Genomic DNA, 14,456 nt, shown 5'->3' on the forward strand with positions numbered 1-14,456 from the left:
GATGTCGGCGGGCCGGTGGTTCCCGGTGGGGGAGGTGGGCCCGGGAACGTGGAGGGGTTCGTAGAGGGTGCCGAGGGTGCCGCCGGCCTGGACCCCGGCGGCGGCCGTCGTGGCCGTCGTGGCGAACCGTGGCCGGCCGGTCCGGGACAGCGTGTCCAGCGGCCGGCGACGCTGGGCGGCATCGCCGACCCGGCTGGCCGTGGCCTCCCGGGCCCGGCGGGCGGAGGTGCTCACCGACAGCGGTCCGGTGATCGTGTCGAGCTCGCCGGGTGGGGCGACCGGGGGCCGTGGCGGGGTCGGCGGTGGGAACGACGCGGCTGCCGCGGTGGAGGTCGTCGGTGCCGCGGCCGAATGGCGGCCGGTGGCCTGCCTGGCGACTTCCTGGCGCTGGCGTGAATGCCGACCGGCCGAATGATTACCCACGGCGACCTCCGGGAGCGGTCCGGACGACGACGCCGACCGAGCCGCGGGGTTGCCCGGCGCGACCGGCCGTGATCGGAACGGTCATGCTGATGGTGCCCATAGGCGAACGCGGACTCGCCACGGACCGTGGGCATAGGGCTCGATGAACCCGCACTGCGCCTCCGGCTGCATCGGTGTTGTGAGCCCCCCCGGGCCACACGGCACCCCCACGCGCGATGTCACCTTACCGGAAGGTGCCGGAGTGGCGCACTACCCGGCAGATAGCTGCCAAGCGGCATTATCAATGACATAGTTCTGTGGTACTGCGGGCTCTGCCCGGCGGTCCGGGGCGCGGGGCCGTCCGGGGCGCGGCGCGCGGGGCCGGAGTGTCGGATCGGACGTTCGCCGAAAACAGGAAGCCGCCGCGGGATGGCCACGGGTTCGATACCGGGAGAATGCGAACGGCCGGGCCACGGGCTGTGGAGTGCTGATCAGATCAGCGGACGGTTTTCAGATCACTCGATGGTCCAAGTCTCCCCACCGGCGATCAGCGACATCAGGTCCCCGTCGCCCTGGCGGGTCTTGGCGTCGGTGATCTGGGCGTTCAACGCCTCGTCGTAGGTCGGCGCGTCGACGTCGCGGAAGATGCCGATCGGGGTGACGCCGTGCGAGTCGCCGGTGAGCCGGGACAGCGCGAACGCCTGGCTCGGATCGGCCGCCCAGGCGTCGTGGACGAGGACGTCCGGGCTGCCCGCCGGGACCACCTCGAGGCTGCCGTCCGGCGCCCGTCGAACGGCCTTGTCGCCCTCGGTGCCGAAGACAAGGGGCTCGCCGTGGGCCAGCTTCAGCGTCACGTCGTCCCGGCTGGTCCGCTCCTTGAGCGCGTCGAAGGCGCCGTCGTTGAAGATGTTGCAGTTCTGGAAGATCTCCACGAAGGCGGTGCCGGGGTGCTCTGCGGCCGCGCGCAGCACCGAGGTCAGGTGCGCCCGGTCGGAGTCGATGGACCGTCCGACGAACGTGGCCTCCGCCCCCAGCGCCAGCGATACGGGGTTGTACGGCCGGTCCAGCGAGCCGAACGGCGTCGACTTGGTGATCTTGCCGATCTCGGAGGTGGGGGAGTACTGCCCCTTCGTCAGTCCGTAGATCCGGTTGTTGAACATGAGGATCTTCAGGTTGACGTTGCGGCGCAGCGCGTGCAGCAGGTGGTTCCCACCGATCGACAGGGCGTCGCCGTCCCCGGTGACGACCCAGACCGACAGGTCGGGACGGGAGGCGGCGAGCCCGGTGGCGATCGCCGGTGCCCGGCCGTGAATGGAGTGCATCCCGTACGTCTGCAGGTAGTACGGGAACCGTGAGGAACAGCCGATCCCGGAGATGAAGACGATGTTCTCCCGGGCCACCCCGAGATCAGGCAGGAAGCCCTGGACGGTGGCGAGAATGGCGTAGTCGCCGCATCCCGGGCACCACCGCACTTCCTGGTCGGAGGTGAAGTCCTTGCGGCTCTGCTGGGCCGGCGCGGCCGGCACCAAGTCGAGCAGCCGGTTACTGATGCCGCTGCGATTCGTCGTGACGGTCACTGGTTGATCACGTCCTCCAAGACGCCCGCCAGCTCCGCGGCCTTGAAGGGCAGCCCGCGAACCTGGTTGTAGCCGATCGCGTCGACGAGGTACTCGGCCCGGATCAGGGTCCGCAGCTGCCCGAGGTTCATCTCGGGAATCAGCACCTTGTCGTACGACCGCAGGATGTCCCCGGTGTTGGCGGGGAAGGGGTTGAGATGACGCAGGTGTGCCTGAGCGACGTGCATGCCCTTGGCGCGGACCCGGCGGCAGCCGGCCGCGATCGGGCCGTAGGTGGAGCCCCAGCCGAGGACGAGTAGCCGGGCCTGCCCGGACGGGTCCTCCACCTCCAGCGGCGCGACATCGTTCGCGATGCCGTCGATCTTCGCCGCGCGCAGCCGCACCATCCGGTCGTGGTTGGCCGGATCGTAGGAGATGGCACCCTGGCCGTCCGACTTCTCGATGCCGCCGATACGGTGCTCCAGGCCCGGCGTGCCGGGGACCGCCCACGGCCGGGCGAGGGTCTCCGCATCACGCAGGTAGGGCCAGAACTCCGGCCCCTTCGGCCCGGTGTGGTTCGGCTCGGTGGCGAAGGCGACGCTCAGGTCCGGCAGCTCCGAGCGGGTCGGCAGCAGCCACGGCTCCGAGCCGTTCGCCAGGTAGCCGTCGGAGAGCAGGAACACCGGCGTGCGGTACTTGGTAGCCAGGCGGGCGGCCTCGATCGCGGCGTTGAAGCAGTCCGCCGGGGAGCGCGGCGCGACGATCGGAACCGGAGCCTCGCCGTTGCGGCCGAACATCGCCTGGAGCAGATCGGCCTGTTCGGTCTTGGTGGGCAGGCCGGTGGACGGGCCGCCGCGCTGGATGTCGACGATCATGAGCGGCAGTTCGAGGCTGACCGCGAGGCCGATGGTCTCGCTCTTGAGCGCGACACCCGGGCCGGAGGTCGTCGTCACGCCGAGCGACCCGCCGAAGGAGGCGCCGAGCGCGGCGCCGATGCCGGCGATCTCATCCTCGGCCTGGAAGGTCCGCACGCCGAACCGCTTGTGCCGGCTCAGCTCGTGCAGGATGTCCGAGGCCGGGGTGATCGGGTAGGAGCCGAGGAACACCGGCAGGCCGGTCAGCTCGCCGGCGGCGATCAGACCGTAGGACAGCGCCGTGTTCCCGGTGATCCGTCGGTAGGTACCGGCCTTCATCCGGGCCGGCGCCACCTCGTAGGTGACCGAGAAGGACTCGGTGGTCTCGCCGTAGTTGAAGCCGGCTCGGAAGGCCGCGACGTTCGCCGCGGCGATCTCGGGCCGTTTGGCGAACTTCTTCTCCAGGAAGCCGACGGTGCTCTCGGTCGGCCGGTGGTAAAGCCAGCTCATGAGGCCCAGGGCGAACATGTTCTTCGCTCGTTCGGCCTCCTTCTTGTTGACCCCGCTACCGACGCCCTCGGCGGCGTGCACCGCGTTGATGGTCATCGAGGTGAGCGGCACCCGATGCACCGTGTAGGCATCCAGTGTGCCGTCGGCCAGTGGATCCGTCGTATAGCCGGCTTTCTTGAGGTTGCTGCCGGTGAATGCATCGGTGTTGACAATGAGATTGGCCCCAGGCGGCAGGTCCTTCAGATTCGCCTTCAGGGCCGCCGGGTTCATCGCGACCAGTACGTCCGGTGCGTCACCCGGGGTGAGAATGTCGTGATCGGAAAAATGTAGCTGGAAGCCGGACACGCCGGCCGGCGTGCCGGCTGGGGCGCGGATTTCGGCAGGGAAGTCCGGAAGCGTCGACAGGTCGTTGCCGAATGCTGCCGTCTCGCTGGTGAACTGTTCTCCGGTGAGCTGCATACCGTCGCCGGAGTCGCCCGCGAAGCGCACGACGACCCGGTCGAGCCGGCGGGTCTCCCTCTCCCTGACCTGCTCTGACACCTTCAGTGACCTCCTCGGGTACCGTTCCAGCCTACCGGCCGTATCAATGATGCGCGCGCACCGTACCGCCGAGTTCGATCGCTCCATCCTCGTGGACGATCGACGATCGACCTCGGTCTCCGTATCTGTCGCGCCGTATGGTGATTGTTTGCCAACTCTACGTATATAGTCTTTGTCGTTGCGATCGTCCGGCTGGCGGGTCTTGACCCTGATATCGCTGGTCAGAAGGGGTGTACCGCCCGATGGAGATGATCGGCCGGATCCGGTTCAATGCGCTTCCGGTAATGCTTTCCACAATTTCGGGGGAGGCCTGGCGTGTCAGGGAATCGACAGGGTGATCTTTGTGTCGGGCGCCCGGAGCGGTGAGCTCGCTCTTGCCGGCGACCTGGCCTGATCCGAGATGTTACCGATTGTAGTCTCCTGGTGGCTTGTGGCTGTATGTCCGGTGAGGCCCGGAGTCGGGGCATGGTGGCCGTGCGGGTGGCCGGGGTCGGCGGGTGGTCAGGTATCAGGGGCGGCCCGCTCAGAAGCGGCCCGCTCAGAAGCGGGGAGCATCGGGACATGACGCATAGCCCGGACGAGCAGTCGGATGCCGCGAGCGGTCCGGATGACGGTCGGCCCGACGGCGCACCTTCGTTCACGGCCGCGAGTGCTGGGCCGCGGGAGAGTGCTGGGCCGCGGGAGGCCAGGCCACGGGAAAAGGTGGGAATCGTCGGGCCGGGCCGGGCCGGCACGGCGCTGGGCCTCGCCCTGGCGGCGGCCGGATATCCGGTAGTGGCCGTGGGAGTGCGCTCGCCGTGGCACCGATCGAGGGCCGTGAACCTGTTCCCGGACGCGTGGGTCGGCGGGGCGGCCGAGGTCGCTGGGCGGGCCGAGGTCCTCCTCGTCGCCGTGCCCGATGACGCGATCGGGCCGGTCGTCACGGACCTGGCCGCGGCGGGAGCCGTCGGGCCCGGCCGGACACTCGTGCATCTCAGCGGGCGCCACGGTCTGGGCGTCCTGGCGGCCGGCGGTGACGTGGGCGCGGCCCGTATCGCGCTTCATCCGATCATGACCCTGCCGGGGATCATCGAGGACTCCGCTCTCCTCGCCGGTGTCCCGTTCGGGATCACCGCCGATCCCGTGGCCGAGGGGCTGGCCCGCCGCCTGGTCACCGACGTCGGCGGCATCGCTCTGCCCGTCGCGGATGACCGGCGGGATCTTTACCACGCCTCTCTCGTGCTCGGCGGGAACTTCCTGACCACCCTGGTGGCGGCTGCCGGCGAGGTGCTGGCCGCGGCGGGCGTGCCCGATCCGGCCGCGGCGCTCGGTCCGCTGTTGCGGGCATCGCTGGCGAACACCCTGACCGACGGCTGGTCGGCGTCGACCGGACCGGTGCGGCGCGGTGATCTCGGTACCGTCGTGGCACATCTGACCGCGCTCGACCGGCTGGATCCACGGATCGCCGCCGTGTACCGACGATTGGCGATCTTTACCGCGGAGGAGCTCGAACGGGTCGGGCTGCTCGACCCGGCCGTGGCCGCACGTCTGCGCGAAGCCGTCCCGGACGAGCTCGGTGACCGAGCGGGCAAGGCCCGCCGGGGGCCGGCGGCCGTACGGGCCGGGGGCGACGGTGGCCACACGCCCGACGGGAACGTTCCGCCAGCGCCGTCGCGTTGAGACAGGTGTACCGGTTCGACAGGACGGACACTTGATCGCCATGCCACACCGCCACTTCAACGGTCTGAAGACCGCGCTGCTGCTGGGCGTGCTGTCCGCCGCCATCATCGTGGTGGGTTCGCTGTTCGGGCGCGGAGGTCTGGTCATCGCGCTCGTGCTCGCGGTCGGTATGAACGGCTTCGCCTACTTCTTCTCCGACCGGATAGCCCTGCGGGCCATGCGGGCCTATCCCGTGACGCAGGTCGAGCAGCCCCGGCTCTACGCGATCGTCGGGGATCTCGCCCGCAATGCCCGGATGCCCATGCCGCGGCTGTACCTCAGTCCGACCCGGGCGCCCAATGCCTTCGCCACCGGCCGTAACCCGCGAAACGCGGCGGTCTGTTGCACCGAGGGCATCATGGAGATTATGGACGATCGTGAGCTACGCGGCGTTCTCGGTCACGAGCTCAGCCATGTCTACAACCGGGACATCCTGATCGCCTCGGTGGCCGGTGCCCTTGCCAGCATTATCGTCTATCTGGCGAATATGGCTCAGTTCCTGGCCATTTTCGGCGGGCGGGACGATGAGGACGGTCCCGGCATCTTCGAGCTTCTGCTGCTGATGATCCTGGGTCCCGTCGCGGCGACGATCATCCAGCTCGCGATCAGTCGGTCCCGGGAGTACCAGGCCGACGAGTCCGGCGCGACGCTCACCGGTGACCCGATCGGGCTGGCGAACGCGTTGCGCAAGCTGGACGCTGGCACCGCGGCGCGGCCCCTGCCGCAGACCTCCAAGCTCGGCCCCGCCGCCGCGCTCATGATTGCAAATCCGTTCCGGGGTGGGGGGGTTGGGAAGCTGTTCTCCACTCATCCACCCATGAACGAGCGGATCGCGCGTCTCGAACAGATGTCACGCATGAATCCGTATCGGTGACCGGGCCTGATGACCACGATGTTGTCCGCGGCGCGTCGCCGCGGCAACACCCCGAAGTACTCGGAGTACGCTTTAACCCTGAACCGCTAACCGCGAACTGCCGGCCGAAACGGCGTCGGTTCACAACCAGGACCGCGGCGGAGCAAACCCCCCAGGTTCCGCCGCAAGCACCCCGCCCGAAACCCCCATCGGGCGGGGTGCGCCCTGCCTCGAGCTTTTCCGTCGCGTCAGCGGTAGTTGACGAACTGGAGGGGAACTTCGAAGTCCTCGGCTTTGAGCATCTGGATCACGCGCTGCAGGTCATCGCGCTTCTTTCCGGTCACCCGTAGCTGATCACCCTGGATCTGGGCCTGTACCCCTTTCGGGCCATCCGTCCGGATCTTTTTGGCGATGGCCTTGGCCTTGTCCTCCGCGATGCCCTGCTGAACGGTGACGGGCAACCGGAACTCCTTGCCCGACGGCTTGGGCTCGTCGAAGGTCAGGGCCTTGAGGGAAATGCCGCGTTTGACGAACTTCTCCTGAAGCACGTCGAGCACCGCCTTGACCCGTTCGTCCGTGTTCGCTACAAGCAGAATCGACTCGCCGGACAGCGTCGCGGATGCGCCGGTGTCACGGAAGTCGAAGCGAGTCCGGATTTCCTTGACCGTCTGGTTGACGGCGTTGTCTATCTCCTGGGCATCAACTTTGCTGACGATGTCGAAGGATGGATCTGCCACGTGTGCGGACCTCCTGGTCGGTTCGATGTGGGTGAGGATCGTGTGGAGTCGGGTGCTGTGCGTGATCGTGGTGCGCGGCCTTCGTCTCGTGAGCCGCTACTCACCGTTGTAATCGATCGTCGGCGGCTGCGGCGGGGTGGTGCGGCATCACGATGCTCCGTCGGGACCGGTATGCTCCTCCACGACGGCAGGTTGCCCGAGCGGCCAAAGGGAGCGGTCTGTAAAACCGTCGGCTCAGCCTACGATGGTTCGAATCCATCACCTGCCACCATCCCGCAGTTCCCGGGGATCATGCTTCTGTACAGGCTCGGATCCACAGGCCCGGGGCATCGCTCTGGGCCTGTGTGCGTGCGGTCGCGGATGCTCCTTGTCGCCGGGCGGTCAGGTGTTCGCGGCGGCATCCAGGTCCGCCCGGGTCAGGACGGGGTGCAACGTCAGACCGAGCTCGGCGAGTCTCTCCCGGCCGCCCTCCTGCCGGTCGATCACGCAGAGCACGTGTTCCACGACCGCTCCGGCATCCCGCAGTACCCGGGTCGCGTCGAGCACGGCACCACCGGAGGTGACCACGTCCTCGATGAGGACGACGTGGCGTCCGGTGACGTCGCCGCCCTCCGCGATGCGTCGGGTGCCGTATTCTTTGGCCTTCTTCCGGACGAACCGGGCGGGCAGGCCGGTGCGCTGGGAGAGCAGAGTCGCGAGGGGCACTCCGCCGAGTTCGAGTCCGGCGAGGATCTCCGTGCCGGGCGGCACCAACTCGGTGAGTCCGGCCACCACCGCGGCGAGCAGCGCCGGGTCGGCTTCGAAGAGGTACTTGTCGAAGTACTCGGTGCTTGTCCGACCCGACCGGAGCAGGAATGTCCCGGTCAGATGGGAAGCAGCCCGAACCTGGGCGGCCAGCGCCGCGTTGTCGTTCACGTCTGCTCACTCTAGGACCGGTTCCCAGCCGGGATGCCGGCCGCAGATGGTCACCGGTGGTCGTTAAACAGTCACCGGCGACTGGTGACCAGAAACCGTGGCTCGTGGGCCGCCACGGCCGGGGCACTACCGTGGCCTCATGTCGTCGGCTGAGGCGGAGCGCGCGGTCCCGCTGTTCGTCTACGGGACGCTGCTGTTCCCCGAGGTCGTGCGGGCGCTCATCGGACGCGTGCCCCAGGCGGGGCCCGCTACGGTCACCGGCTGGCGGGCCGCCCGGCTGCGTGACCGGCTCTATCCGGGCCTCGTGCCCACGGCCGAGGCGGACGGGCCGGATCGGGCCACCGCCGGCCTCGTCCTCTTGGGGCTCGCCCCACGGGAACGGGCGATCCTCGATGCCTTCGAAGGCGAGGCCTACGAAGCCCGTCCGCTGGTCCTGGCCGACGGGCTACCCGCCATGGCCTACCTTTGGCGCGATCTCGCCGAGGCGATGCCGGAGAACTGGGACGCCCGCGTCTTCGCTGACCGTCATCTCACCGACTACGCCCTGCGATGCGTCACCTGGCGGGCGGGGCTGGCAGATCCGGCACCCTGACCGCGAGCCGCCGTTCAGCCGGTGGTGGGCGGCCGCGGACCCTCCTCGCGCCGGATGCCACCCCCGGAGGTCACCCGGGTGCCACCGGTCTCGGCGAGGCGACCGACTCCGGCCTCATGCCCGGCGGAGACCCCGGCCCGGTCGCTCGGATACGGCTCCTCGTACCCGGCTCTGGCCCGAGGAGCATCGTAGGTGCACAGTGCGTAGATGACGACTACGTCGATCGCGATGATGACGACAGACCAGACCGGGAACGCTGCAAGGAACGCCAGCTGCCCGATGGCGTTGATCGCCGCGATTGCGACACCTCCCCAGCGGGCGGCCTCGTTACGGGCCGCGATGCCGAAGGCGATCAGTATCTCGACGACGCCGACCACGATCCACAACCAGCCCCAGAAGGTGGTGTCGGCGTAGATCACGCTGGCCCCGCCGTTGAGGTTGTTCACTACGACGGTGTAGTCGCGCAGGGACGCGATGCCGTAGATCAGGTTGTGGAAGCCGACGATGAACATGATGACGGCGGCGAAGGTGAGCCATCCGTTCAGCGGGCGTGCCACCCGTGTTCCTGCCATCTCATCCTCCCCGGTCGTACTCGCGGCGGATCGCTCTGCCCGCATGGTGCGGTCCGTCGTTGTTCGGTGGTCATACGACTACCTCTCCGCCGCGTAGGTGCGATACCCACGGTAGACCGCCGTCACCCATCGTCGTGTCCGTCGGGCCGGAGATGGTTCTCTCCGGCCCGGGACACGATCAGGGAGCGCTGCCGGCGCCACCCGCCGCACCCACGCCACTTCTGCCGGTCCCACTCTTGCCGGCGGGCAGTGTCGTGACCGCGTTCGTCGCCACGCTCCAGCGGAGCTTGCCGAACTGGAAGGCGCTCTCCCGTCCGCCCGGGACCGAGTACTCGTCGGTGATCGGAAGCCCGAGGCTCGACGTCGTGCCACCGAGGCCCAGATAGGTCTGCAGGATGCGGCCGTGGACCTCGTGCGCGCCGATGGCCGGGTGCCAGTAGATCCAGCCACCCTGGAACCTCGCCTGAAGCGTCTCCGAGGCCGTGGCGTACTCGACACCGCTCACTGGTCGGTGCAGGAAGCTGTTCGTTCCGCCCAGCTCCAGGAACTTTGTCGCGATGGATCCGTGCAGGGCCCGTACGCCGGTCGCCACGGACCAGAAGGCCAGGCCGTTGGAGTAGCGCTGCCAGCGACCGCCACCGCCGGCGGGCAGTTCGCTGTCGACGGGCGTCCCGACGGCCAGACGGCTCAGCCCGGCGGTCGCGTACCACTTCTCGATCTCGCTGTGGGTGCCGTCGGCCTGTGCGGCGAGCGCGGTCAGCGTGCAGCACAGCACGTTCAGATCGACGTTGCCCATGATCCCCGGGACATTTCCACTCGAGGTGTACTGCCACAGCGCCCACTTCGTCCAGCCGCCGGGCAGCCAGCCCGGGGTCGCCTTGTTGTTATAGATGGCGAACCAGAACGGATACCGGGCGAAGCTGTGGTCGTCCGCCAGTTTCTTGGTCCAGAACGAGCGGTACGTGTAGAGGATGGGCGCCCGGCCGGTCTCGGTCTCGATCTTCTCGAGGAACGCCCTCGTCCAGGCGGCCAGCGCGGCGGGATCGAGTCCTCCGTCGTCCTCGAGGTCGAGCACGGGGGCCAGCTGCCCGGCGGCGCGGGTCAGCCCGCTCACCGTGATGAAGCGCTGTGCCTGGTCCACCGCGGTCGAGATCGGCCGCGCCGGCCGCGCGTAGTGATAGGCCCCGACCACCAGACCGGCCTTGGCGGCCGCCTCCCGGTCCGCGGCAAAGTACGGATTGGTGTAGTTCGTTCCTTCGGTGGCCTTAATGATCGCAAAGCTCAGGCCGGAGCCGCGCGCTGCGATCCAGTCGATGGGGCTGCCGCCGGGATGCTGCCAGGAGGCCACGTCGATCCCCCGTGGCCAGGTCGGGGACGGCACCGCGCTCTGGGCGACTCCGGTGGTCGCGGTCAACGCCCCCGCGGTGATGGCCAGCGCCGCGATGCTCGTCACCCGCCGGGGGAGGGGGATCGGCAGCGGGGACTGGCGGGTGTCGACCCGCCGCCGCGCCGACCCCGACGGAGGGCCGTGACCTTCTTCATCCGGGCGGCCAGGCGTGGGGGCGGTGGTCGGCAGAGCGGTGGTCGGCAGAGCGGTGGTCGTCGGCACGGTGGCGTCGGCGGTGGGACCGGGCCGGACCTTGCGCGTCGTCGGATACCGGCTGGAACGGTGCGTAGGACGCATGGGCAACCCTCGATGCTCGGGAGGCGATGCTGGGGAGGCTCGCCAGGCAGTTGGCTACGCCGGCAGCGGCGCACCAACAGGTGCTCCATACGCTAAGCATCGAAGAGATTACTTACAGCTATCAGCGTGAGTGGCGTCCAAGTAGGTTGCTACGGCTAGTTGTTCCCGCCGGCAATCTCCGCATGTTTCGATGGAACGGAGTGAGGGTCGGGCGTACTGGCGTGCCATGGGGCGGATCTGGCGACCAGGACGGGGGGGTCGTTTCCGACCGGCGTAGCGCCGACGTGGCCTACGGTGGCCCTCGCGCCGGTCGCCGGGGAGGATCGGTGGGTTCGGGGGCGAAGCGGGTGAGGGGGTCGCCCAACCCCGCCCGTCGTCGTGTAATCTGAGCTCCGCGACCTCGCCCCTTTAGCTCAGTCGGCAGAGCGTCTCCATGGTAAGGAGAAGGTCTACGGTTCGATTCCGTAAAGGGGCTCCACGTTCCGCCTTCGGGTGGGTTCGTGTCCGGGGGGGATGTCCGCCGCTCCTCCCGCGGGGTAAGATGTTGGTCGGGCCGCCGCAACCAGGTGGACCATCCCAGCGGTGTAGCTCAGTCTGGCAGAGCAAGCGGCTCATAATCGCTGTGTCGCCGGTTCAAGTCCGGCCACCGCTACCAGCAGGGTGCGGCCTACCGCGAAGCCCGTGCGGGATCGCGGTTCGCCACGCCGCCCGACCTGTTCAGTAACCGACTCAGGAAGAGGCATCACGCCGTGGCCGCCACCGACGTCCGCCCGAAGATCACAATGGCGTGTCAGGTGTGTAAGCACCGGAACTACATCACGCGCAAGAACCGTCGCAACGACCCGGACCGCCTCGAACTGAAGAAGTTCTGCCCGAACTGCGGCAAGCACACGGAGCACCGCGAGACGCGCTGACGTCGTTTTGGCGGCTGCCCATCGGCGCGTCCGGGCGCCTGTCCCCACGTGGACAGGCGGGGTGGCGGGGTCGCTGAATCCTTCGTGTACTTATCTACGTTCCGCCCCGGTAGCCGGTCAGGGAAGTCCTGGGCCGGCTAGTTGGCATGCCGGCCCAGATTATCGACCGGTGGCGGGCGATGTGGTAACCACGTAGAGACACCCTGGTCATCCCGCTGATGGCGCGATCGGAGTTGCGATGCCGCTCAATCAGGACTTCGTGGGACGAAGCTCGGTCTCCTCCGTCCCGTTCCAGGTCGGGCGCGAGCACATCCGGAGGTTCGCCGAAGCGATCGGGGACGACAACCCGCTGTACCACGATCTGGAGGCCGTGAAGGCCGCTGGTTATCCCGATCTCGTGGCCCCACCCACGTTCCTCATCACAGTGATCCCCGGAACCCTCGGGGTGCCCACCGACGATCCGGAGCTCGGCCTCGACTTCTCCCTGGTCGTCCACGGCGAGGAACGTTTCGTGTTGCTTCGGCCGGTGGTGGCCGGCGACGAGCTGATCTGCACCTCGACCCTGACCGGCATCCGGTCCGTGGGGACCAACGAGGTGCTCGTCGTCAACTACCAGTTCGCCACGATCTACGGAGAGCAGGTCGCCACCGGCGTGTGTGGGCTGGTCTCGCGCGGGACGGCTCCGCCGAGGCACCGATGACACCTTTGCCGACAGGGTTGCTGGCAGTCCCGCCGGCCCCGCTCGGCTCCGGCGACCGCGCGTTGCGCACGTTCCGGGCGACCCCGGGCGTCCTCACGATCTGGAGAACGATGACTGCCACGGTGAGCTACGACGACGTCGAGGTCGGCACCGAGCTGCCGGAGCGGCTTTTCCCGTTGCGCCGGGATGATCTTGTCCGGTATGCCGGTGCATCCGGCGACTTCAACCCCATTCACTGGAGCGATCGGGCGGCCGCCGAGGCCGGCCTGCCGGGAGTGCTGGCGCACGGCATGCTGACCATGGCTACGGCCGCGCGGCTGGTCACGGACTGGCTTGGGGACCCGGGCGCCGTGGTCGAGTTCGGGGTGAAGTTCTCCTCCCCGGTGATCGTTCCCGACGATGGCGTCGGCGCGACGGTGTCCGTGCGTGGCGTGGTCGAGAAGAAGCTCGACGACAACCTGGTAGTGGTGAATCTCACCACCCGATGCGACGGCAAAAAGGTCTTGATGGCGGCCCGGGCGACCGTCCGGCTGCGCTGAGGCCTGCCGCGCGGCGGGGGACTGGCCGCCGGGCCGCCCGGCGGCCTCAGGCCGCCTCGGCAAGCAGGGCGGAGAGGCGGCTGACTCCTTTAACGAGATCGTCGTCGCTCAGCGCGTAGGACAGCCGAGCGAAGCCGGGAGTCCCGAAGGCCTCACCCGGCACGATCGCGACCCCGGCCTCCTCAAGGATCAGCTGGCACAGATCCGCGGACGTGGTGGGGGTACGGCCGCGCAGGGTGCGTCCGAGCACGTCCTGCACCGACGGATAGCAGTAGAACGCCCCGTCGGGCAGTGGGCAGCGGATCCCGGGGGTTTGCGACAGCAGACGGTGCATCGTCTGCCGGCGGCGGTCGAAGGCGGTACGCATCTTGGCGACCGCGTCCAGCGGGCCGGCGACCGCGGCGAGCGCGGCGGCCTGGGCGACGTTCGAGACGTTCGATGTCGCGTGGGACTGGAGGTTGGTCGCGGCGGCCACGGCGTCCGCCGGCCCGATCAGCCACCCGACCCGCCATCCCGTCATCGCGTAGGTCTTCGCGACCCCGTTGACGATGATGCAGCGTTCGGCGAGCTCGGGTACCTCGGCGAGGACGGAGGCGAACCTCGTCTCGCCGTAGACCAGATGCTCGTAGATCTCGTCGCTGATGACCCAGATCCCGGCCTGCTCGGCCCACCGCCCGATCGCGCGGATCTCCTCGGGGGTGTGGACGGCGCCGGTCGGGTTCGACGGGGAGTTGAACAGCAGAACCTTGGTCCGCGGGGTGCGTGCCGCCTCCAGTTGTTCCACCGTCACCCGGTACCCGGCTTCCGGACCGGTGACGACGTCGACCGGGACACCCCCGGCCAGCCGGATCGACTCCGGGTAGGTCGTCCAGTATGGGGCGGGCAGGAGCACCTCGTCCCCCGGGTCGAGCAGCGTCGCGAACGCCGCGTAGACAGCCTGCTTGCCGCCGTTGGTCACCAGGACCTGGCTCGGTGAGACGATCACCCCCGAGTCTCGGGCGGTCTTCTCGGCGATGGCCTGCTTCAGCTCCGGCAGGCCCGCGGCCGGGCTGTAGCGGTGCATGCGGGGCTCACGGCATGCCTTCTCGGCGGCGGCGACGATGTGGTCCGGGGTCGGGAAGTCCGGTTCCCCGGCGCCGAACCCGATCACGTCGCGGCCCGCGGCGCGCATCGCCTTGGCGGTGGCGTCGACGGCGAGCGTTGCGGAGGGTGCGATCCCCCCGATGCGGTGCGAGATCCTGCTCATGGCCGCCATGCTGCCACGGCTGTCACATGTGTGTCGGATGCACGTCGGACGTACCGCGGGATCCGTCCGGACCCTCCGGCAACGGTCCTCCGGCCCGTCCGGCCGCATCCGTTCGAACCTCCGTGACAGGCTGCCAGCCCCCGC

13 protein-coding genes, 3 tRNA genes and 1 pseudogene are annotated in these 14,456 nt (G+C 68.8%); 9 read left to right on the forward strand and 8 right to left on the reverse strand.

Going from position 1 to position 14,456, the window contains the following annotated elements:
- From AC08OV_RS19155 to AC08OV_RS19165, 3 genes and pseudogenes are all read right to left on the reverse strand, one after another.
- A pseudogene (locus tag AC08OV_RS19155) lies at positions 1–423 on the reverse strand (hypothetical protein); the annotation flags it as partial.
- A gap of 494 nt (positions 424–917) precedes the next feature.
- Positions 918–1,979 carry a 2-oxoacid:ferredoxin oxidoreductase subunit beta gene (locus AC08OV_RS19160; protein ID WP_462203830.1) on the reverse strand — a complete coding sequence of 354 codons (1,062 nt, stop codon included), beginning with the start codon at positions 1,977–1,979 and terminating at the stop codon, positions 918–920.
- A complete protein-coding gene (locus AC08OV_RS19165) occupies positions 1,976–3,862 on the reverse strand; it encodes a 2-oxoacid:acceptor oxidoreductase subunit alpha (protein ID WP_476615468.1) in 1,887 nt (628 codons plus the stop codon). Before AC08OV_RS19165 ends, AC08OV_RS19160 begins: the two co-directional genes overlap by 4 nt.
- A 561-nt stretch (positions 3,863–4,423) precedes the next feature.
- On the opposite strand from AC08OV_RS19165, the gene AC08OV_RS19170 reads away from it, so the two are divergent.
- Positions 4,424–5,521 (forward strand): Rossmann-like and DUF2520 domain-containing protein, encoded by a 1,098-nt coding sequence (locus AC08OV_RS19170; protein WP_476615469.1) that lies wholly within the window; start codon positions 4,424–4,426, stop codon positions 5,519–5,521.
- 40 nt (positions 5,522–5,561) lie between these two features.
- Positions 5,562–6,434, forward strand: coding sequence for a zinc metalloprotease HtpX (gene htpX, locus AC08OV_RS19175; protein ID WP_476620057.1), 873 nt, complete (start codon positions 5,562–5,564; stop codon positions 6,432–6,434).
- 227 nt (positions 6,435–6,661) lie between these two features.
- Here htpX and AC08OV_RS19180 read toward each other — a convergent pair whose 3' ends face one another.
- A complete protein-coding gene (locus tag AC08OV_RS19180) occupies positions 6,662–7,150 on the reverse strand; it encodes a YajQ family cyclic di-GMP-binding protein (RefSeq protein ID WP_476615743.1) in 489 nt (162 codons plus the stop codon).
- Positions 7,151–7,336: 186 nt separating this feature from the next.
- Here AC08OV_RS19180 and AC08OV_RS19185 point away from each other — a divergent pair.
- Positions 7,337–7,421: transfer RNA gene (locus AC08OV_RS19185), tRNA-Tyr, on the forward strand.
- A 110-nt stretch (positions 7,422–7,531) separates the two neighbouring features.
- On the opposite strand, the gene pyrE is transcribed toward AC08OV_RS19185, so the two are convergent.
- Positions 7,532–8,065, reverse strand: coding sequence for an orotate phosphoribosyltransferase (gene pyrE / locus AC08OV_RS19190; protein WP_476615742.1), 534 nt, complete (start codon positions 8,063–8,065; stop codon positions 7,532–7,534).
- Between the two features lie 139 nt (positions 8,066–8,204).
- Between pyrE and AC08OV_RS19195 the strand changes: the two genes are divergently transcribed.
- Entirely contained in the window at positions 8,205–8,657 is a 453-nt protein-coding gene (locus tag AC08OV_RS19195; protein WP_462185671.1) for a gamma-glutamylcyclotransferase family protein, read from the forward strand.
- 14 nt (positions 8,658–8,671) lie between these two features.
- On the opposite strand, the gene AC08OV_RS19200 is transcribed toward AC08OV_RS19195, so the two are convergent.
- On the reverse strand, positions 8,672–9,229 hold the full coding sequence (locus tag AC08OV_RS19200; protein ID WP_476615741.1) for a DUF7144 family membrane protein: 558 nt from the start codon (positions 9,227–9,229) through the stop codon (positions 8,672–8,674).
- 178 nt (positions 9,230–9,407) lie between these two features.
- A complete protein-coding gene (locus tag AC08OV_RS19205; RefSeq protein WP_476615740.1) occupies positions 9,408–10,913 on the reverse strand; it encodes a GH25 family lysozyme in 1,506 nt (501 codons plus the stop codon).
- 402 nt (positions 10,914–11,315) lie between these two features.
- Here AC08OV_RS19205 and AC08OV_RS19210 point away from each other — a divergent pair.
- The 5 genes from AC08OV_RS19210 (at position 11,316) to AC08OV_RS19230 (ending at position 13,066) form a co-directional block, all read left to right on the forward strand.
- Positions 11,316–11,391: transfer RNA gene (locus tag AC08OV_RS19210), tRNA-Thr, on the forward strand.
- 100 nt (positions 11,392–11,491) lie between these two features.
- Positions 11,492–11,568 (forward strand) — tRNA-Met (locus AC08OV_RS19215).
- 94 nt (positions 11,569–11,662) lie between these two features.
- Positions 11,663–11,827 (forward strand): 50S ribosomal protein L33, encoded by a 165-nt coding sequence (gene rpmG / locus AC08OV_RS19220; protein WP_009740545.1) that lies wholly within the window; start codon positions 11,663–11,665, stop codon positions 11,825–11,827.
- Between the two features lie 238 nt (positions 11,828–12,065).
- Positions 12,066–12,527 (forward strand): FAS1-like dehydratase domain-containing protein, encoded by a 462-nt coding sequence (locus AC08OV_RS19225; RefSeq protein WP_476604487.1) that lies wholly within the window; start codon positions 12,066–12,068, stop codon positions 12,525–12,527.
- Between the two features lie 110 nt (positions 12,528–12,637).
- Positions 12,638–13,066 (forward strand): MaoC family dehydratase, encoded by a 429-nt coding sequence (locus tag AC08OV_RS19230; protein WP_462185741.1) that lies wholly within the window; start codon positions 12,638–12,640, stop codon positions 13,064–13,066.
- 46 nt (positions 13,067–13,112) lie between these two features.
- Here the strand turns inward: AC08OV_RS19230 and AC08OV_RS19235 are convergent, their stop codons facing one another.
- Positions 13,113–14,321, reverse strand: a complete 1,209-nt coding sequence (locus tag AC08OV_RS19235; RefSeq protein WP_462203597.1) for a pyridoxal phosphate-dependent aminotransferase — start codon at positions 14,319–14,321, stop codon at positions 13,113–13,115.
- Positions 14,322–14,456: the final 135 nt, after the last annotated feature.

Source organism: Frankia sp. CeTa3Moorea (assembly GCF_978021225.1).